Here is an 18925-nt window from a genome sequence, read left to right as displayed (position 1 = left end):
TAATGGAAGCATCTGCTTTACCGGTATTTTTTGAACATATCGAACAACAATTAAATGAAGTACCTAACGAGCTACGTCGTATTTTCCATGGTCGTGGTAAATATTGGCCAGGCCTAGAGCAACTAACGTGTGATTGGGTCGATGGTCAGTTGTTGGTGAACATTTTCAAACAGGTCGATGAAGAGTTCCTATCTGTGTTGAAAGAGGGCCTTCTTAAACTGACGGATCAGCCGATTTGGCAACAGAAACAGGGCACAAGTGTTGTGCTGCAACATCGCTATACTGAGGGCAGCCCATCGGAAGTGATTTGGGGTGAACTAGACTCATCACCAGTTGTTATTGAGCACGGTCTTAAGTACCAGTTGAACATCGGTCGCAACCAGAACTTCGGTTTATTCTTAGACATGCGTAATGGCCGTCAGTGGGTTCAAGAGAACTCTCAAGGTAAGAACGTATTAAACCTGTTTGCTTACACCTGTGGCTTTTCTGTAGCTGCGCTAGCGGGTGGTGCGCGTCAGTGTCTTAACGTAGATATGTCTCGTGGTTCATTAAGCAAAGGTCGCGACAACCACCGATTAAATGAACATGACATGCGCTCAGTGAACTTCTTGGGTTATGACATCTTCAAATGTTGGGGAAAAATCAAGAAAGGTGGTCCATACGAGTTGGTGATCATCGACCCACCATCTTTCCAGAAAGGCAGCTTTGCACTGACCAAAGACTATAAGAGAATTCTGCGTCGTCTACCTGAACTTCTTAAAGAGGGCGGAGAAGTGATCGCTTGTGTGAACTCTCCGATGGTTTCACCTAACTTTCTGATGGATACCATGGCGGAAGAAGCGCCGAATGTGAAATATCTAGAACGCTTACCAAACCCACCAGAGTTTGTCGATGTTGATGCTGATTCGAGCCTGAAAGTACTTCGCTTTAAGTTAGAAGCTGCAGAATAGCACTGAGCTATAGCTAAACGAAAATGAAAGCGCCGCATTACTCAATGGTAACGCGGCGCTTTTTTTGCATCAGTGTTATTTGTTTCGAAGCGATTTAGGCTTTTACATTATTGAGCGTTTGAAAACCAAAGTAGATACGCATAAAAGTAGTCAACCAACACGCAGCGCCAAACGCGTAGGCGATTACGGCAAAATGTTGCGGCCAAATACAGAAAGCGATGAAACAAGCGATGGTTTCTGTTCCCTCGGTTAAACCCGACATGTAGTACAAAGATTTATGCTTATAGACTGGGTTCTCTATTCCTTGCTTGCCTGCCATGACCGCGAAGGCTAAGAAGCTGCTGCCGGTACCTATGAAGGAGAAAATCAGAAAGGCACCCGCAACGGCATTTGCATCGGGGTTCGCAATCACAAAGCCAAACGGTATCAACGAATAGAACAAGAAGTCGAGGCTGATATCGAGAAAGCCACCGGCATCGGTAATTCCTTGGATGCGAGCAAGAGCGCCATCAAGCCCATCGCAGATACGATTTAACACTACAAACAATAATGCTAAGTCATATTGTTGAAAAGCAAGCGATGGGAAGGCTAAACAGCCAATCAAAAATCCAAAAAATGTCGTTTGATTGGCCGTGATGCCAGCGCCGTTCAACACTTTAGCTGATTGTGTTAAAGGCCAGCGAATCACCTTAATAGAATACTTATCTAGCATTTTCAGTGCTCCATGGCCAATTCAGTACTCGCGCGGTGGGTGGAATATCTGTTTCATCATGGGTCACCATTAAGGTTGGAATATTCGCTTTGCTCAACTGCTCAAAGACCCAATCACGAAATTGAACACGCAGTTCAGGATCGAGTTTGCTGAAAGGTTCATCCAATAACGCGACTTTAGGTTTGGCGAGGAGCATTCTGGTCAAACTGACTCGTGCTCGCTGTCCTCCCGAGATTTGATCTGGGAAAGAGTCTGCAAGCCTTGTTAGCTCAATCTCTTTAAGGGCATCAAATGCGCGTTTCTGGCGCTCTTTCCCTTTAATGCTATTTGGCAACGCAAAAGCTAAATTCTCCCAAACTTTTAGATGAGGAAATAGCAAATCGTCTTGAAATAGGATCCCTACCTCACGTTGGTGAGGAGTAATTTGATCAATTCGCGCGTTGTTGACGTGGACTTGTCCTGTGTATTTAAACTCGTTGCTAAGGTGACCTGCAATCACATCCAGCAGAGTTGATTTTCCACAACCACTCGGGCCCATTAGCGCCAACACTTCACCAGCGTCCAAATGGAGGTTAAGTGACGAAAACAGTTCGTTACCATCGAGTTTATGGATGGCGAGGTCTTTGAGAGATAGACTCATTAGGCAATAAACCCTTGAATGAAAGTCGGCGATACTTTACCTGTAAGCGGCTAATAAGAATCGCAAATGAGAAAAAGAATAGAGGGAGTAATGCTTGCCAAATGGCATAGATAGCAGTGACTCTACGATCGAACCCACTTGTCAGTGCAACTGCTTCCGTTGTAATGGTGCTGATTCGTCCCGCACCCAACATCAAGGTTGGTAGGTATTGAGCGAGACTCACACTAATCCCCACAGCCCAAGCAAAAACCATAGCTGGCAGGAGTATTGGCAGTTTAACGGTGAGCCAGCTTCTAAGTGGCGATTTTCCAAGGCTTAGAGCCGCCTTAATCAATCCTGGTTTAAAGCTGCGCCAAGGGCCATCTAATGACAAATAGACGAACGGGAAAGCAAAAAATACATGCGACCAGATAACCCAAAACTCATAAGCGGTGCTATTGAGATAAAGAGTTGTTACCTGCATACCGAACAGTACTGAAAGCTGAGGAATCAGCATCGGAATAGCAATAATGTACCCCGGGACCTGCCAGCGATGTCGAATACGATATTCATGAGCAATAAGTGCCAACACTAAGGCGATAGTCGCCGACATGAAGGCGATCCACAGGCTTTGCCCTATGGTGCTCGTTATTGCATCCCACTCGTATTCCCAAAAGCGAGTGCTGTATCGACTTGGTAATAGGTCTGGAAAACGCCAACGTTGAGCAACACTCCACAGCAACATCAAAGGGAACATTGCTGCAGTCAGTAGTGCCAAGAAAGAAAATAGACTACGTCCGGGTAGAGTAAGGCCTGAACGGCCAGACACTTGCCAGCCGCGGAAGCATTTAAGAATGGACCATTCAACCAGTCGAGCAAAGACAATTAACAAGCTAGCTAAGCCAAATAAAACAATGGCACCCGCAGCTGCTCTTGGCAATAAGCTGAGATCTGGGTCGTTAAACCATTGCCACACTAAAACAGCAAAAGTCGGTGGGTTTGTTGGACCTATGATAAGCGCTATATCCACGACGGATAAGCTGTAAGCGAGTACTGCCAACATAGGAAAGCGTAATCTATTGAACCATTGTGGGAACACACACTTCCACCAGATCTGTGAACGACTGTAACCGAGTGACGCGCTCACTTTGGTGATTTTGGGAATGTCTAACTGCTGCAGAATCGAGATACTCATTAACAGCAAAAACGGGATCTCTTTTAACGCTAACATCACAATCAAGCCAAGGGCATAAGGGTCCTTGACGAGCAAAGCAAGTTCACCGTTGGTTGATGTTTCTCCGACGATGTTGTGTAGCGTTCTCATTCCTAAACCGCTAGGGCCAAATAGAAAGGCAAATCCAATCGCAAAGGCGACATGAGGAATTGCAAGCATAGGGGAGAGCGTAAGTTCTATTTTACGCCAAAACGGTTTGTCCCAAGTGGCTTGAAGAATACAGAAAGTAAGAAAGCAGGCAAGGTAGCTACTGACAACTGCTGAGCTAACTGTAAGCCCAATAGAGTGGTATACGCCTTCCCACGAGAATACTTGTAGGAAGCCTACGGTAGAAAACTGTTCTAAACCCAGCGGGGGTATGTAACTGAGTGATGAAGCAATAACCCCAACTACCCCTGGGATAGTTGGGAGAATGCACACCGCTATAACAACAAAATATAGAGCGTGAAGAATCAAACTTAGTTACCGTAGCGCTTTAACCACTCAGACTCGAGTGCGGTTTGCCAGCTTGGGTGCGGCTCATCTACCGATTTGAACTGCTGAGTATTGCGAGCACTTCCAGTTAGGTACTTACTGCTTAACACTGACGGGTCACCCCAAATATTAAGGTCGCCCTTGCGCGATTGGGCTTCTGGGCTCAATAGGTAGTTGATCGCAACTTGAGCGCCTGCCGATGCGTTTGCATTCCAAGGAATGGCTAAAAAGTGAATGTTAGATAGTGCACCACTTTCGAAAGCAAACGCTTTGGTTGTTTCTGCAAGTGTACCGTTAGCTTGAGCAGAGAAAACCGCATTAGGGTTAAAAGTGATGGCTAGGTCGATCTGGCCATCATCAAGAAGTTGAATACTTTCAGATGTACCGGCAGGGAATTGTTTACCACCACGCCATGCAACCTTGTGGAACTCATCGAGGTATGCCCACAGTGGTTGAGTGATGGTTTGGAATGTTTTTTCATCAACTGGTTTAGCCAGTGCAGGATCGTTTTTTGTCAGCTCGATCAGAAGTGATTTTACAAAGCTGGTACCGTGAAACTCTGGTGGGCGCGGGTAGCTTAAGCGGTTAGGGTACGCTTGTGCATAGCTCAGCATTTCAGAGAAAGAGTGAGGTGGGTTGTTCAACGTTTCTTGGTCGTGGATAAAGACCAGTTGTCCAACACCCCAAGGCGCTTCTAGGCCTTCAGTCGGCTCTGAGAAATCAACATCAATCGGTAGCGACTTATCGACATATTGCCAGTTAGGTAGCGTCTCAGTGAATGGGCCGAATAGAAGAGCGTTGTCTTTCATTGAACGGAAGTTTTCACCGTTGATCCAGACCATATCGACACTGCCACCACTGTTTTTGCCTGCGGCTTTTTCTGCTATCAAACGAGTGGTCGTCTCTGCAATATCGGTTACTTTAACGTGCTTAAGTGTCACGCCATGGTTTTGTTGCAGTTGCTTGCCTGCCCATTGGATATAGCGATTGATCTCTTGGCTACCACCCCAAGCGTGAAAATAGACGGTTTGTCCTTCGGCTTCACGTTCGATCTGACTCCAGTCTTGAGTGCTTGTGTCATCTGCATAAAGTGTTGTGCTATAAGCAGTTGCGGCCAGTATTCCAATCGTACTAACTATTTTGTTCATAAACTTTTCCATATTTTTGTGAACGGGCGAGGGCAATGCATTTGTTACATCCTTTAGGTTATTCTATCTGTTTCTGAAATAATTTCTAATTCAATAGTAAATTCAAAGGATTACTTATTGAATTATGTGACCTTACCTATGACCGAGTTTTTGAGTAAATAATTGCAGAAAAAATGGAAATTTTTCAAATGATTGAGAAATACCCTTCAGGTACGAAAAAAGGAGCCAAATGGCTCCTTTTTAAAATTCAAAATAACACGTTATTGGGATTAGTTTTTCCAATCACTTAGCGTGTAAGTCAGAGTATGTACGTCGTTCTTCAGTACCAGTGTATCTTTGGTCAGAGTTACGTCACTCCACTCTGCAAGTGTTGCAGAAACCGACTGTTCGATGTCCATTGCCGCACCGTGACACATCTTCATTGTCATGCCCATCTGTTTAATGCGGAATTGACCGTCTTTCAGTTCGCCTTGACCAAAGAAATTATTACAGCCAGCGATGCCGTTAGCTGTCAGCTTTTCGCCGATTTCTAGACGAGGTGCTGCTTCGTGTTCGCTTTTCTCAATGTCTTTGCCGTCGATTTGTGCCAGTTCCCAATTATGGTGCTGTAGATCGGTAGCTGTTACTTGCATTGCGTCATCACCTGTTGTTGTACATGCAGCAAGCATGATAGGTAAAGCGGTTACTGCTAGTAATTTTTTTGAACTAAACTTCATATAATATGGCTCCAAAGGAATAAACGAAGTTACCAAAGATGCGTAACTTGATTGGTGAAAAGTATAGTTAACAAAACGCTATATGTGTCAGTATACGGTCATAGTTTAGTATGTTTTCGTTAGTTTCGATGATTTTATAATCATAGAATCAGGCACATAGAGTACTCAGGAGGAGTCGTGGAGCAGTTAGAATTTTTTCAAGTTCCAAGCCCTTGTGTGGGAGTATGTTCAACGGATGAAAAAGGCTATTGCAATGGTTGCATGCGAAAGCGGGAAGAGCGTTTCAATTGGATGTCGATGACGCCAGCTCAACAGCTACATGTAATTAAATTGTGCCGGCAGAGATATCGAAGAAAACGCCTTGCTCAGTTGAACAATGGATCGAAACCGGAACAATCATTAGAAGAGGCAATGAGCCCGCAACAAGATCTTTTTGGATAATTGCGACTCATACAGCCTGTTTTTAACAAACTCTTTACATCGAGCGGCAGGTGTAATATTAAAGAGAATACGATGCCAGAAGGGATGATGTTGGTATGAGTAAAAAAGAGAGTAAAATTAAGAGCCAGCCAATAAAGTCGCTCGATAAAGAAAGTATTGAAGATAAAGACGACCCTGAAAGAGTCGCGCGTGATTGGCACAGTATGACTGAAGAAGAGCAAATGGAAGTGCTATCTCACCTCTCAGATATGCCGTTTCAGTAATCTATTTTCGCTATCCAGAAATACACATAATAACTGAAGGCTAAAAAGCCACCCAACGGTGGCTTTTATGTATTTAAAGTATGTAAAACACGTAAAGCATGGGATTCTCTCTTTTGGGCTTTAACTATTTAGATCCCCAGTGATCGCTTACCCAACCACCAATATGCTCATCAAAGTGATTACCACTGAATCGGTGATTGCGTTCTACAGAACTGTCACTCTCATCTTTATTATCTAATAGCGTTTGAATGTAGTTAGCCATCGGGTCATTAGAACGCTGACGATCGCGTCGGGTCGCTACTTCTTTAATCAGTTGTAATCGGTATGCAGAGCTAGCACGTTTCATTTCAATGACCTCCTGGTTATAGACACTAATAGAAAAATCTAGTTGGTGGTTTTGTGACCGTCAACGCGATTTTGAAGTATTTTTTTTGACCAACGAGGAATCAATCAGTTGAGTGCGTTATTCATAAAAATGTAATTTAAAACAGCATAAATCCGAGCCTCAAAATAAGGCATTTTATATGTGTGAAGATGACTATTTTGCGCGGTTCAGGTGTAAAAAAGCCCAGTTCTGAGCTGGGCTTTGAATGAATGTACAATTTTTGAATAAAAGCGCTATTGTTTTGCAGTGAGCGATGGCTTGCTCTCGCGCTTGATTAACGTGAGTTTTTACTCTTGAACTGCTTAATGCTCTTTTTCTTAGCTGTGCGACGGTTTGCCTGTTTGTCTTTTGGTGGGCGTTTACGTTGTGTACCTTCAGTAGCAGGCTTATCTGTTACTGGGAAGCCTTCTAATGACTGAACAGGTAACGCTCGCTCTGTTAACTGGCGTATTGCATTTAAAGTTTCAGCTTCACTGTGACTCACTAATGAAATTGCATGACCAGTAGCGCCAGCCCGAGCTGTGCGCCCAACACGATGGACATAGTTTGCCGAATGCGTTGGCAATTCGAAGTTAATCACGAGAGGTAGAGCATCAATATGGATACCACGCGCCATCACGTCGGTTGCAACCAGCGTTTCAATACGCCCTTTTTTGAAATCTTCGAGAATCTGGCTGCGCTCTTCTTGGCTTTTATTACCGTGTAGTGCTTCTACGTTGAGTTTGGCTTTCTTAAGCTTTTTGGTCAGAGCGTCCGCGTTGTCTTTAGCTCCGATGAAAACCAGAGATTGAGTGTTTTTGTACTGCTGCAATAGGCTGATAAGCGCTTGGGGTTTACTGCCTTTGTTGACTAAGTACAGTGTCTCTTTGATGTTTTGAGCCACGCTGTTTTTTGGATGAACGTTGACTTTTAGAGGCTTGAATAGCAATTCATCAGCTTGGTGCTCGAGTTCGCTTGGTAGTGTCGCGGAGAACAGTAGAGTTTGATGTTTTGCCGGCAAGGATTTTTTGACCACTTGAATGTCAGGCCAAAACCCCATGTCCAACAGGCGGTCAGCTTCATCTAGCACCAATGCCTGGCAATGCGACAGTGACAATAAACCTTGTTCAATCAAGGGTACTAAACGGCCAGGCGTGGCCACGACCATCTGTGGTTTACTGCTTAGAGCATCATTAACATTCTCTTCACTCATGCCACCTATGAAGGTTGCAACACGAATGGAGAGCGCGCTTGCAAAGGGCGTTAATGAAGAAGATATTTGGTTGGCCAGTTCACGAGTTGGCACCACAATCAGGCTTTGAACAGCATTGATATCACGTTCAAGGTTCTGTAACCCACCCAAACCAAATGCAAGTGTTTTCCCGCTACCCGTTTGAGCCAGTGCCAGTAAATCTCTTTTATCTAAGATCGCTGGAATCGATTTATGTTGGATCTCGGTTGGTTGTTGTAGAGCTTTAGGAAGAGCATCGATAAGCTCAGGACACAGGTTTAGAGATTTGAACGTCATAGTGTGAACCAATTGAAAAGAGGGAAAGGAGTCTAACAGCGGATATGTGCAGAGTGAACCATTTTAGCAAGTCAAAGCTATGTGCTTTCATCCGACTGACTGATCACCTTGATGAACGGAATGCGAACTCTGTCTCAACACTTGTTGATATTTTAGCTAAAGGTCTGACGAGCGTTGTCGATAATTAAATCTAATGATGATTTATGTTATCTTCATTTGTTAGGTGGATATTGAATTTGGCGCTTAATTGGTGCCATGTGTAGGGAGACAGATAAATGAGTGACGGGTCGTTTACCCAAAAACGCCAGTACTATCGCTTAAAATACCCAAAGGGCGCTAGGCCGATCATGCGTATCAAAGATGAGCTCTTTCAAGTGAGCGAAGTATCTGAGAAAGGCGTGCGTGTTATGACTCGGAATGTCAGTCATTTTTATCGTGGGCTCTCTATGGCGGGTACGCTCGATCTGCACGATGAAAAGCGAGTCGATGTTACAGGCGCGGTATTACGCTTTGATGGTAATGAAGTGATCATTCAATTGTCTCGTGGGCCAAGCTTTAAAGACATGGTGTCTGAACAACGACATATTCGCCAACGTTACCCCGCATTTTTCGCAAGTTTAAGAGCGGCATAATAAAGAACAATAAAAAGCCCGAGAGTGAAGTGACTCTCGGGCTTTTTGTATCCATAGCTGCGATAAATCTATAGAGCTACTCGTACATAGCTTAAATGGGTTACAGTTTTGGTACTGTTGCCCAAACTGCCGCTAGCATATCGTGACCAAATGCCACGCTGCGCTCTGGCGACCAGCCGTAAAGCTCGTCTGCATGGCTAATGTGGTCTTTAAAAGGCATTTCAACCGTGTAAGAAAGACACTTGAACTGCTCACCTACCCAGTTCGAGCCAACGGTTAAGTTTGCTTTACCTGGTTCATCTTTATCGTAACCAACTTCGTCTTGGAATTCTGGTGTGATAGTGAATAGTGCTTGTTTGAAGTGCTCTTCCAAACCTTGCAAACGAGCATCGTAAGAAGGAATACCTTCACTACCCGCAACAAAGTTGTATGGGATTGCTTCGTCGCCGTGAATATCCAAGAACATATCAACACCAGTCTCCAACATGCGCTCACGAACTAGGTAAACCTCTGGGCTACGCTCCATTGATGGTGTTTGCCATTCGCGGTTCAGGTTTACGCCTAAACCATTGGTGCGCAAGTGACCTCGGATGCTGCCGTCTGGGTTCATATTTGGTACTGCACGAATCACAACCTTATCGAGTAGGGCGCGGCCAACGGTATCTGTCTCATCAAGAAGGCGCTGTAAGAAGCCTTCAATGAACCATTCTGCCATTGTTTCACCTGGGTGCTGACGACCAATGATCCAGATATTCTTTTTCTCTGGGCTTGGTTCGCCAATGGTCAGTAGGCTGATGTCGTTGTTGTCGTTAGTCACACCTAGCGTTTCAAGCTTACAAGCAGGGTGCGTTTGAGCACTGTGCAGTAAGTCTTGGTGGCGGTCATAAGAGTAAGGTGCGAAATACGCAAAGAACATAGATTCATGCTCAGGAATGATGTCGAATTGTAGTGTATCGCCATCAAATTTTGCTGGAATGCGGAACCACTCTTCGCGATCGTAAGAAGCAACAACATCGTAGTCTTTCCAACCCTCAGGGTAGGCAGACTTTGCTAAGCCTTGGATTTCAAAATGGTGAGAAACTTGCGCATCGCTTTCTAAGCGGAAATGAAACCATTGAGCAATGTCTGTGTGTTTATCCGCTGGGATAGTCAGTTGGATGTTTTGTGGAGAATCTGCATTAACGACATTAATATTGCCGCTTTCAAAATTACTGAAAATGTTCATTGTAGTTATTATCTCGTGGTTGAGTTGCACTAAGATTAGCACACTTCATTTCAAGCAAACTACTCAGAAAAGGTTAGCGACGCTGACAAGATGTACAACCACGGCATGCTGAGCGCGTATGTTTGTCTAGCTTGCTACGCTGAACCTTACAGTACGCATTTTTTAATGCTCGTCGTCCTGAGAACCAATCATCTGGTTTTGTCAAAATCAGATAACCATTAAAGCGTTTCACTAATTCACTTCGGTTCTCTTCAATAAACCGACTATCAAAACCGATCTCAAAATAATCAAGCGCTTGTTCAATACGGGTAAAACCAGCAATTTTTTGCAAAAGTTCAGAGTGACTCATGATTGTCTCATAGTACGTAAATCGCCGATGACTTTACCTGACTTAACGAGGGTTTAACTTGATATGCCCCAAACAAAGGGGCTTTTCTTGTAATGAATATCGCTGAATTTATTTGTTCTGGCTATGGGATGGGTAAGGGTCTATTGATATTTGTATTGGGTGCGCATTCATTGAATTGTAAATCTACAACCTGGCTCCCACTGTACGGTATATTTATTATCAAAAAAGACTAATTATGACATAAATCAATAAGGACTAACCCTAAAGTATTACTCTGATCGCAATTGCAACCAATTGTTAAAGATGATTACTAAATATGTCTATTAAAAAACGTTATATCGCTGTTATCGCGGCGGTAGGCATAGGAATTGGGTGGTTGACGTTGGGGGGCACGGCTGCGGTCATGCACTACACATCAAGCACAGAGTTCTGCGTTTCTTGTCACACCATGCAGATCCCATACGAAGAGTATGAAGGTTCAATTCACTTCAGTAACGCCAAAGGAATTCGAGCTGAATGCTCAGATTGCCATATTCCTTCGGACTCAATTGACTACGTAATCACAAAAATTCGCGCGTCTAAGGACATTTATCACGAATTTGTGACCGGTAAGATTGATACCGAAGAGAAGTACGAAGAACACCGTATGGCGATGGCTGAAACAGTGTGGGCACAGCTGCGTGAAAATGACTCTGCCACCTGCCGCTCGTGTCATACCTTTGATGCGATGGACAGTTATGAGCAGTCTGAAGATGCAGCCAAAATGCACGCTTACGCTCAAGAGAACAATCAAACCTGTATCGATTGTCATAAAGGTGTGGCGCACTTTGCTCCGGAACCTGAAATGGATAGCGAAGCGTTCGATAACCTCATGGCGTTCACAGAGAAAACTGCACCAGACGCAAAAGTTGTTTACCCGGTAGAAACTATCGAGATGGGCGAGCTTGGCACGATCAATCCGACTGCGAAATTGGATGTTGTTTCAACAGAAGGCACTGAGCGCACAGTAGAACTGCACGCTTATCAAATGAAAGGTGCTGAGCAGGTGCTGTACTACGGCGAAGGTCAACGCGCGATTGTCGCGATGCTGACAGAAGCTGGCCAAAACGCAGTAGAAACTGGCGAGTACCGCGCAGACGAATACGGTAATGAGTGGCGAACGGCAGTGATTACCGCGCAGATCGATGCCGATGTGTTGGACTCTCTTGAGCCTATCTGGGACTACGCAGAAGAACTCGACAATGTTTACTGTGCAACTTGCCACGCAAAAATTCCAGCGGGTCACTTTACCGTTAATGCTTGGGGCCCAGTGGCGAAAGGCATGGGTGATCGTACTGATATCTCCGCTGAAGACTTAGAGCTTCTAACCAAATTCTTCCAGAACCACGCCAAAGATGTGGCTGGCCACTAAATAAGAAACGAAAGGATAATAACAATGACTGATATTACTCGTCGCGGATTCCTTAAAGGAACAGGTATGGCAGCCGGCGCTCTTGCCTTTACGTCGCTAACACCAATGACAGCGGCAGCCGCTAACAAGCGTGGTAAAGGGGTACTAACGGCTGGTCGTATGGGGCCAATGATCTGTGAAGTCAAAGATGGCAAGTTGGTGTCAACTACCAACGCGCTGGCTCAAACAGTACCAAACAGCCTACAAACAACAGGTCCAGATCAAGTCCATACTAAGGCTCGAATTAAATATCCAATGGTTCGTAAAGGATTCTTGGAAAACCCATCGGCACCGACAGGTAAGCGTGGTGATGATGAATTCGTACGTGTTTCTTGGGATGAAGCTTACAAGCTAATTCACGAACAACATATGCGTATTCGTCAAGAGAGCGGCGCAGAGTCTGTATTTGCTGGCTCTTACGGTTGGCGTTCAAGTGGTGTTCTACACAAAGCACAAACACTGCTTCAACGTTATATGAGTATGGCGGGTGGATATTCAGGTCACTTAGGTGATTACTCGACAGGTGCTGCGCAAGTCATCATGCCGCATGTTATGGGCTCGATTGAAGTATACGAACAACAGACAACACACCCAGTTGTTCTAGAGAGTTCTGATGTTGTCGTTCTTTGGGGTATGAACCCGTTGAACACGCTTAAGATTGCTTGGAGCTCAACAGATTGCTCTGGCCTAGAGTTCTTCAACCAGCTGAAGAAATCGGGTAAGACCATCATTGCTATCGACCCAATGAAATCTGAAACCATTGAATTCTTCGGTGACGCTGTTCAGTGGATTGCTCCGCGCCCAATGACAGACGTGGCGATGATGATGGGTATCGCACACTCGTTGGTTAAAAAAGGCAAGCACGATGTTGAGTTCCTCAACAAATACACAACAGGTTATGACAAGTTTGAAGCTTACCTGATGGGTAAAGAAGACGGTGTTGAAAAAACTCCGGCTTGGGCAGAAGAGATCACCGGCGTGCCAGCTAAACAGATGGAAGTGCTGGCGGACATCTTTAGTCAAAATCGCACCATGCTAATGGCAGGTTGGGGTATCCAACGTCAACAGTTCGGTGAGCAGCGTCACTGGATGGTGGTAACGCTAGCCGCTATGCTGGGTCAGATCGGCCTACCAGGTGGTGGTTTCGGTTTCTCTTACCACTACTCTAACGGCGGTAACCCAACTCGTGACGCTGGTGTACTTCCTGCAATTTCTGCTTCTATTGGCGGTGGTTCTTCTGCAGGTAATGACTGGGCGGTATCAGGTGCTGTGAATGCATTCCCTGTCGCTCGTATTGTGGAAGCGTTAGAAAACCCTGGTGCTAAATTCATGCACAATGGCCACGAACTAACCTTCCCAGACATCAAAATGATCTGGTGGGCAGGCGGCGGTAACTTTACACACCACCAAGACACCAACCGTTTGATTAATGCATGGCAAAAACCTGAGCTGGTGGTTATCTCTGAGATCTACTGGACGGCTGCAGCGAAGCACGGTGATATTGTTCTACCGATTACCACATCGTTTGAGCGCAACGACATGACCATGACGGGTGATTACTCTAACCAGCACCTAGTACCTATGAAGAAAGTGGTTGAGCCACAAGGTGAAGCGCGAAACGATTTCGACGTATTTGCTGACATGGCTGAGATGATCAAAGCGGGTGGCCGTGATGTGTTTACCGAAGGTAAAGACGAAATGGGTTGGCTGAAAGGCTTCTACGATGACGCTCAGAAAGCCGGTAAGAAGGCGCGTGTTCGTATGCCTAAATTCGGTAAGTTCTGGGATGACAACCAGCTGATCGAGATGAAGTTCAACAAGAAGGCTGCGCAGTTCGTGCGTCATGCAGACTTCCGTAAAGATCCAGTGATGAACCCACTAGGTACGCCTTCAGGTAAAATTGAGATTTACTCAAAAACGATCGAAGGCTACAAGTTAGAAGACTGTCCTGCACACCCAACTTGGATGGAACCTACTGAGTTCTTTGGTAAAGCGAAGAGTGATGAGTTGCAGTTGATGACTGCGCATGCTGCGCACCGTCTACACAGTCAATTCAACTACGCGAAGATCCGTGATGAGTACGCAATCGCTAATCGTGAGCCAATCTCAATTAATACCGAAGATGCAAAAGCGCGAGGTATTAAAACGGGTGACTTAGTACGTGCGTTCAACGACCGTGGTCAAGTGCTGGTGGGGGCTTTGGTCACTGACGGTATCAAGCAAGGCGCGGTGTGTATTCACGAAGGTGGCTGGCCGGATCTCGACAAAGAGACAGGTTTGTGTAAGAACGGCGGCGCAAACGTGCTAACGCTTGATATTCCAACTTCGCGTCTAGCAAACGGCTGTGCAGCAAACTCGGCACTAGTGAAGATTGAAAAATACACTGGTCCAGCTCTTGAACTGACCGCATTTATTCCACCTAAGAACGGGTAGTGTAAATAACCTAATCTGTTGAAAATAAGCCAGCGTAATGCTGGCTTTTTTCTTTTAAAAACAACTGACTATAGTTGTTAACAATCGTAACAATGTGATGGGTTTATAAAATACAAATGAGAAATTCTCGCAATATGTTACGTATGTCGAGGTTTTTATAAATTCAACATGATTCATATTTTTGGGTGTATATCATTTTGCTGAATTATACGTGGAAGTTATTTGGTAAAGGTAAACAAATGAAAACTAAACTAATTTTTGGTGCAATCGCACTGTCTGTTCTTTCTGGTTGTGCAACAGTTCCAACGGCTGATAAAGCTGAGTCAACTAAATTGAAGCAATTTGCAGAACCGGCAGAAGGCATGGCAGGTGTTTATGTATATCGTGACAACTCATCAGTTGGCGCGGCATTGAAAAAAGATGTCTACATTAATGGTGACTGCGTTGGTGAGACTGCACCTGGTGTTTTCTTCTACCAGCAAGTTTCGGGTAACCAAGAACATACGATCAGCACTGAATCTGAATTTTCTGCGAATGATCTCACTCTGTATACAGAAGAAGGTCGTAACTACTTTGTTCAGCAGTACATCAAATTGGGTGTATTCGTTGGCGGTGCAGCGTTAGAGCAGGTTGAAGAGCAAACGGGTAAAGCAGAAGTTACTAAGACGGATCTTGCCATTCAGGGTACCTGTACTTCTATGTAACCGTATTGCCACTAAATTACAGTTACTTTTGGGCGAATTGAATCATCTTGGTTCAATTCGTCTTATCTAATCTCCTCTGTTGATTCTTTTCATTTTCTTTAATCCCTCTTGCTCACTGTGTTCAGCCACGCACTATTTTTAACAATACAGTCAACCAATTATACGTGCTACTGATCACTTGTTTCATACCATCTTGATTTATAAATTCCCTTTCATTTTTCTGCTGTTACAATTCGCCTGATGAATACAAATGATAATAATTTGCATTCAATCTAATTTTTGTCAATTTAGCTAAGGAAAGAAGAATGAAATGGCAGCTTAAGCTCACCCCACTTTCAATTGCAGTAGCCGCATTATTGAGTGGAGGAGTAGTACACGCCGCAGAAGATGAAACGCTGGTCGTGATTGGTCAGCAAGTCGACGATAATGCTGTGGGACCTGATTTTAGTTATGTCGGTGAGAAAAGCCAAACGGCTACCAAAATGCCACTTGCTCTGCATGAAACCCCTAGAGCAGTCTCTGTGGTGACTAGAGAGCAGATGGATGACCGTGCCTCTATCAGTATTTCAGATGCCCTTCAGTATACGCCGGGTATTCAAACCAACTATTTTGGTGAAGATAATAAGCAAGATTGGTTTGTTATACGTGGCTTTCAACAAGCCGGAACAGGCTTATATCAAGATGGTACGCGCCTCTATTCGGCAGGTTTTTACAGCTGGCAAATTGACCCGTTTGGTTTGGAGCGTGTAGAAGTGTTACGTGGCCCTGCTTCCGTATTGTACGGACAAAACCCTCCGGGCGGTTTGATTAACGTTGTGAGTAAACGTCCGCAATTTGATGGCGGATCAGGGCAAGTGGGTATCGATGTTGGTTCATTTGATCGCACACAAGTGACACTCGATGTGAATACCGAAGTCAGTGATGACGTAGCATTTCGTTTGGTGGCACTTGGTCGAAAAAACGGTACTAAGGTTGATGATGTTGAGGCACAACGCTTTTTGGTTGCGCCATCATTGACGTGGAAAATGAGCGACAAGACAGACATCACTTTCTTAGCCAGTTATCAGAAAGATGACTCCGACCCATATGTGCAATTTTTGCCAATGGAAGGCACGTTGACTGGCAGCCAAAATGGAAAGATTTCAGACAGTACCGCGGTAGGTAACCCAGATTGGGAAACCTTCGAACGTGATCAGCTCTCTTTAGGATATGAGTTTAATCATGAGTTTAATTCAGCACTAAGTTTTGGGCAGTCGGTACGTTATAGCCGGATGGATATTAACTTAAAGCAGATTTATTCTTTAGGTTATGCTCAGGATATAAAAGCTGCACTTGATCCTCTTGGAGAGCGAAAAACGATCTTGCGTCAGGCATCTACAGAAGACGGTCAGTCAGATGCTTGGAATGTCGACAATAGGTTGGTCTTTGAATTCAGAACTGGAGCCGTTGAGCATACATTACTGACCGGTGTTGACTATCAAGCTATTGATATTGATAGCCAAGACTATGCCTTTGACCCACTAATGGCTGATGGCAATACGACCATACCACCGGGTATTAATAATCCTCTGTTTGATATCTATAACCCAACTTATACAAATAACGTAGTGCTGCTAAATCCTACAACATTCCAGCCAATGACCGAGGCTGACTTGCAAAACAATACAACTAAGAACCGTCAGTTAGGGCTATACGTTCAAGACCAAATTCGATTCAATGATTTGATTGTCCAAGCAGGGCTTCGTTACGATGATACGTCTAACGAGCAGTCGAATGAGACGACAGGCAGTGTTCACAAAGCGGATTATGAAGAGTGGACGACGAACTTAGGTATTGCTTATGTCACGTCCGCGGGTTTTACCCCTTACTTTAGTTATGCTCAATCTTTTGAACCAATCATTAAAACTTCAGTGGCGAATCAAGCGGCAAAACCAGAACGTGGTGAGAGCTACGAAGTCGGCGTGAAATACTTGCCTAACAGCTTTGATGGCCAGTTCAATGTTGCCGTTTATGAAGCGACTAAGACAGATGTTGTCGATGTGCTCACTGGCAGTAATGAAGTCAATCAAATTGGTGAAATCCGTAATCGAGGCGTTGAATTGGGCGCTGTTGCCAACGTGACTGAGTCACTGACTCTGATCGGTAACCTCGCATTTTTAGACTCTGAGATCACTAAAGATCAAGACCCGAATCAAGTGGGTAAAACGCCTGCGCAAGTGGCTGACTTGGTTGGTTCAGCGTGGGCGAAATATCAGTTCTTTGATGGTGCGTTAGATGGGCTCAGCATTGGAGGTGGTGTGCGATATATTGGCGAAACCTACGGCGATAATTTCGAAACAAACAAAGTCCCTTCATATACGTTGTATGACGCGACAGTGAGTTATCGATTCGCGGATTACAAACTGCAAGTAGCCGCAAAGAACGTGTTTGATAAAGAGTATGTCGCAACTTGTAATTACTATTGTTACTACGGCGACCGTCGCAACGTGATAGCAAGCTTAACTTACGATTGGTAATCTTCGCGTAGACTATAAGGTAGTGATTAAGCATGGTGATATCGAATCATCATGCTTTTTTGTTTGGAAGTGATCTAAATAACTCTTTGAAGCTTATAGATAAAATTAGAAAGTAGGAGAGTAGTATGAACAGAATTAACCCTAAGAAGTTACTACACAGTAAGTGGACGGCAGTTTCACCAGTCAATCGAGAAAAGCACTTTATGATTACCGAGATGGAATTTGAAGAAGACGTGGTTGTGCGGTGTGTTCTGGAAGCGGTCATGACCAAGCGGGCGAGAGATATTGATTGGCATGACCTGACTGACAATTCACAATGGAAAATGGGTTGGAAGTGAACCCAACTTAAGACTTACATTAGACAACGCTATTTGTAGATAACGTTACTTGTAGAAAAAGTCACTTGTAGCCCGGGTTACTTGGTTATCTCGGCTGACCTTGCCAGTATTGCAGCCCTTCTAAAACACCTGCAGCATGAGTCGCCTTGCTGGTGTAAACATTGTCTCTTTGCGACAAGTGAGCAACTTCTGGATAGTGGTTAGCAACCAATATGGAGTTGACACCATTGATGGTTAGCATTGAGGTATCGTTAGCGGAATCTCCTGCTACACATACTTCATCAATGTTTAAATCATGTTGTTTCAACAAGTGGTGGATAGCAGAAGCTTTGTTGATGTTTTTTGGAGTGACGTCTAAGTACCAATCGTGAGAATAGGTGAGGTCGGCTTGTGCCCCGTGAGCTTCTAGTGAGCTCGCAATGAGGTTTCTTTGGTGATCGGTTAATGACCCTTCGAATGTAATTTTATAGTCGCCTTGATGGTTCGGATCGAGTTTCCCCATAAAGTCAAAACCTGCCAAAGCTTGTTCTACTTTTCGTTTATCCCACGTTGCCTTTAATCGTTTATGCCAGTGTATGTCAGGTTGTTGGATAGGTTGATGATGGTGAATCTGCGTACCAACATCGCTGATAATGCTATGCGGGGTTGGGTAATTATCCGAAGCTAGTCCGCTTTTAATTGAAGGAAGAGTTCGTCCTGTCGCAATGACGAAGCGGATGCTAGGTTGTTCGCTCAAGTAGTCAAATAGCTGATTGACCCCGTCAGATGAACCGCCATCCAAAGTGCCATCAAAATCACATACCAACATCTTAATCATTGTTTTTACTCC

General features: G+C 44.5%; 19 protein-coding genes. 9 read left to right on the top strand and 10 right to left on the bottom strand.

Annotated elements, in window-relative coordinates:
* Positions 1-2 precede the first annotated feature (2 nt).
* On the top strand, positions 3-950 hold the full coding sequence (locus tag OCV50_RS08630; RefSeq protein ID WP_261902800.1) for a class I SAM-dependent methyltransferase: 948 nt from the start codon (positions 3-5) through the stop codon (positions 948-950).
* A 94-nt stretch (positions 951-1044) separates the two neighbouring features.
* Here the strand turns inward: OCV50_RS08630 and OCV50_RS08625 are convergent, their stop codons facing one another.
* The 5 genes from OCV50_RS08625 to OCV50_RS08605 all read right to left on the bottom strand — a co-directional run bounded on the left by OCV50_RS08625 (position 1045) and on the right by OCV50_RS08605 (position 5853).
* Positions 1045-1662 carry a CDP-alcohol phosphatidyltransferase family protein gene (locus tag OCV50_RS08625; RefSeq protein ID WP_261902799.1) on the bottom strand — a complete coding sequence of 206 codons (618 nt, stop codon included), beginning with the start codon at positions 1660-1662 and terminating at the stop codon, positions 1045-1047.
* Positions 1652-2302, bottom strand: coding sequence for an ATP-binding cassette domain-containing protein (locus OCV50_RS08620; protein WP_261902798.1), 651 nt, complete (start codon positions 2300-2302; stop codon positions 1652-1654). Before OCV50_RS08620 ends, OCV50_RS08625 begins: the two co-directional genes overlap by 11 nt.
* Positions 2268-3968 carry an ABC transporter permease gene (locus tag OCV50_RS08615; RefSeq protein ID WP_261904146.1) on the bottom strand — a complete coding sequence of 567 codons (1701 nt, stop codon included), beginning with the start codon at positions 3966-3968 and terminating at the stop codon, positions 2268-2270. The genes OCV50_RS08620 and OCV50_RS08615 overlap by 35 nt, the downstream gene beginning before the upstream one ends.
* A gap of 5 nt (positions 3969-3973) precedes the next feature.
* Entirely contained in the window at positions 3974-5137 is a 1164-nt protein-coding gene (locus tag OCV50_RS08610) for an ABC transporter substrate-binding protein (protein ID WP_261902797.1), read from the bottom strand.
* 269 nt (positions 5138-5406) lie between these two features.
* Positions 5407-5853, bottom strand: coding sequence for an META domain-containing protein (locus tag OCV50_RS08605; RefSeq protein WP_239842774.1), 447 nt, complete (start codon positions 5851-5853; stop codon positions 5407-5409).
* Positions 5854-6030: 177 nt separating this feature from the next.
* Between OCV50_RS08605 and OCV50_RS08600 the strand changes: the two genes are divergently transcribed.
* Together OCV50_RS08600 and OCV50_RS08595 are read left to right on the top strand one after the other, a co-directional pair.
* The gene (locus OCV50_RS08600) at positions 6031-6294 is read left to right on the top strand and encodes a DUF1289 domain-containing protein (protein ID WP_261902796.1); all 264 of its coding nucleotides are present in this window, start codon (positions 6031-6033) and stop codon (positions 6292-6294) included.
* Between the two features lie 95 nt (positions 6295-6389).
* Complete coding sequence (locus tag OCV50_RS08595) at positions 6390-6557, top strand: hypothetical protein (RefSeq protein ID WP_239842776.1); 168 nt, start codon at positions 6390-6392, stop codon at positions 6555-6557.
* A 124-nt stretch (positions 6558-6681) separates the two neighbouring features.
* Here OCV50_RS08595 and OCV50_RS08590 read toward each other — a convergent pair whose 3' ends face one another.
* On the bottom strand, positions 6682-6903 hold the full coding sequence (locus tag OCV50_RS08590) for a hypothetical protein (protein WP_032552151.1): 222 nt from the start codon (positions 6901-6903) through the stop codon (positions 6682-6684).
* A gap of 313 nt (positions 6904-7216) precedes the next feature.
* A complete protein-coding gene (locus OCV50_RS08585; protein WP_261902795.1) occupies positions 7217-8449 on the bottom strand; it encodes a DEAD/DEAH box helicase in 1233 nt (410 codons plus the stop codon).
* Positions 8450-8724: 275 nt separating this feature from the next.
* On the opposite strand from OCV50_RS08585, the gene OCV50_RS08580 reads away from it, so the two are divergent.
* A complete protein-coding gene (locus OCV50_RS08580) occupies positions 8725-9081 on the top strand; it encodes a PilZ domain-containing protein (RefSeq protein WP_239842778.1) in 357 nt (118 codons plus the stop codon).
* A gap of 100 nt (positions 9082-9181) precedes the next feature.
* Here OCV50_RS08580 and OCV50_RS08575 read toward each other — a convergent pair whose 3' ends face one another.
* Together OCV50_RS08575 and OCV50_RS08570 are read right to left on the bottom strand one after the other, a co-directional pair.
* The gene (locus OCV50_RS08575; protein ID WP_261902794.1) at positions 9182-10306 is read right to left on the bottom strand and encodes a M14 family metallopeptidase; all 1125 of its coding nucleotides are present in this window, start codon (positions 10304-10306) and stop codon (positions 9182-9184) included.
* Positions 10307-10379: 73 nt separating this feature from the next.
* On the bottom strand, positions 10380-10655 hold the full coding sequence (locus OCV50_RS08570) for a nitrogenase-stabilizing/protective protein NifW (protein WP_239842780.1): 276 nt from the start codon (positions 10653-10655) through the stop codon (positions 10380-10382).
* Between the two features lie 316 nt (positions 10656-10971).
* Between OCV50_RS08570 and OCV50_RS08565 the strand changes: the two genes are divergently transcribed.
* From OCV50_RS08565 to OCV50_RS08545, 5 genes are all read left to right on the top strand, one after another.
* A complete protein-coding gene (locus tag OCV50_RS08565; protein WP_261902793.1) occupies positions 10972-12066 on the top strand; it encodes a NapC/NirT family cytochrome c in 1095 nt (364 codons plus the stop codon).
* A 24-nt stretch (positions 12067-12090) separates the two neighbouring features.
* Complete coding sequence (locus tag OCV50_RS08560; RefSeq protein ID WP_261902792.1) at positions 12091-14538, top strand: molybdopterin guanine dinucleotide-containing S/N-oxide reductase; 2448 nt, start codon at positions 12091-12093, stop codon at positions 14536-14538.
* Positions 14539-14777: 239 nt separating this feature from the next.
* Entirely contained in the window at positions 14778-15242 is a 465-nt protein-coding gene (locus OCV50_RS08555) for a DUF2846 domain-containing protein (RefSeq protein WP_239842783.1), read from the top strand.
* A gap of 305 nt (positions 15243-15547) precedes the next feature.
* On the top strand, positions 15548-17758 hold the full coding sequence (locus OCV50_RS08550; protein WP_261902791.1) for a TonB-dependent siderophore receptor: 2211 nt from the start codon (positions 15548-15550) through the stop codon (positions 17756-17758).
* Between the two features lie 125 nt (positions 17759-17883).
* Positions 17884-18096, top strand: coding sequence for a TIGR02450 family Trp-rich protein (locus OCV50_RS08545; RefSeq protein WP_261902790.1), 213 nt, complete (start codon positions 17884-17886; stop codon positions 18094-18096).
* Between the two features lie 85 nt (positions 18097-18181).
* Here OCV50_RS08545 and OCV50_RS08540 read toward each other — a convergent pair whose 3' ends face one another.
* The gene (locus OCV50_RS08540; protein ID WP_261902789.1) at positions 18182-18913 is read right to left on the bottom strand and encodes an HAD family hydrolase; all 732 of its coding nucleotides are present in this window, start codon (positions 18911-18913) and stop codon (positions 18182-18184) included.
* Between the last annotated feature and the right edge of the window lie 12 nt (positions 18914-18925).

This window comes from Vibrio fortis, from assembly GCF_024347475.1.
Taxonomy (GTDB): Bacteria; Pseudomonadota; Gammaproteobacteria; order Enterobacterales; family Vibrionaceae; genus Vibrio; species Vibrio fortis.
The sequence above is the reverse complement of the archived record's forward strand: the minus strand, read 5'-3'. Positions and strand labels throughout refer to the sequence as shown.

What these genes read in the sequence shown, in the direction of transcription:
- OCV50_RS08595 (WP_239842776.1), top strand. Translation starts at nt 6,390, where the DNA reads ATGAGTAAAAAAGAGAGTAAAATTAAGAGCCAGCCAATAAAGTCGCTC.
- OCV50_RS08605 (WP_239842774.1), bottom strand. Translation starts at nt 5,853, where the DNA reads ATGAAGTTTAGTTCAAAAAAATTACTAGCAGTAACCGCTTTACCTATC.
- OCV50_RS08545 (WP_261902790.1), top strand. Translation starts at nt 17,884, where the DNA reads ATGAACAGAATTAACCCTAAGAAGTTACTACACAGTAAGTGGACGGCA.
- OCV50_RS08585 (WP_261902795.1), bottom strand. Translation starts at nt 8,449, where the DNA reads ATGACGTTCAAATCTCTAAACCTGTGTCCTGAGCTTATCGATGCTCTT.
- OCV50_RS08580 (WP_239842778.1), top strand. Translation starts at nt 8,725, where the DNA reads ATGAGTGACGGGTCGTTTACCCAAAAACGCCAGTACTATCGCTTAAAA.
- OCV50_RS08620 (WP_261902798.1), bottom strand. Translation starts at nt 2,302, where the DNA reads ATGAGTCTATCTCTCAAAGACCTCGCCATCCATAAACTCGATGGTAAC.
- OCV50_RS08550 (WP_261902791.1), top strand. Translation starts at nt 15,548, where the DNA reads ATGAAATGGCAGCTTAAGCTCACCCCACTTTCAATTGCAGTAGCCGCA.
- OCV50_RS08540 (WP_261902789.1), bottom strand. Translation starts at nt 18,913, where the DNA reads ATGATTAAGATGTTGGTATGTGATTTTGATGGCACTTTGGATGGCGGT.
- OCV50_RS08610 (WP_261902797.1), bottom strand. Translation starts at nt 5,137, where the DNA reads ATGAACAAAATAGTTAGTACGATTGGAATACTGGCCGCAACTGCTTAT.
- OCV50_RS08565 (WP_261902793.1), top strand. Translation starts at nt 10,972, where the DNA reads ATGTCTATTAAAAAACGTTATATCGCTGTTATCGCGGCGGTAGGCATA.
- OCV50_RS08630 (WP_261902800.1), top strand. Translation starts at nt 3, where the DNA reads ATGGAAGCATCTGCTTTACCGGTATTTTTTGAACATATCGAACAACAA.
- OCV50_RS08570 (WP_239842780.1), bottom strand. Translation starts at nt 10,655, where the DNA reads ATGAGTCACTCTGAACTTTTGCAAAAAATTGCTGGTTTTACCCGTATT.
- OCV50_RS08575 (WP_261902794.1), bottom strand. Translation starts at nt 10,306, where the DNA reads ATGAACATTTTCAGTAATTTTGAAAGCGGCAATATTAATGTCGTTAAT.
- OCV50_RS08555 (WP_239842783.1), top strand. Translation starts at nt 14,778, where the DNA reads ATGAAAACTAAACTAATTTTTGGTGCAATCGCACTGTCTGTTCTTTCT.
- OCV50_RS08625 (WP_261902799.1), bottom strand. Translation starts at nt 1,662, where the DNA reads ATGCTAGATAAGTATTCTATTAAGGTGATTCGCTGGCCTTTAACACAA.
- OCV50_RS08590 (WP_032552151.1), bottom strand. Translation starts at nt 6,903, where the DNA reads ATGAAACGTGCTAGCTCTGCATACCGATTACAACTGATTAAAGAAGTA.
- OCV50_RS08560 (WP_261902792.1), top strand. Translation starts at nt 12,091, where the DNA reads ATGACTGATATTACTCGTCGCGGATTCCTTAAAGGAACAGGTATGGCA.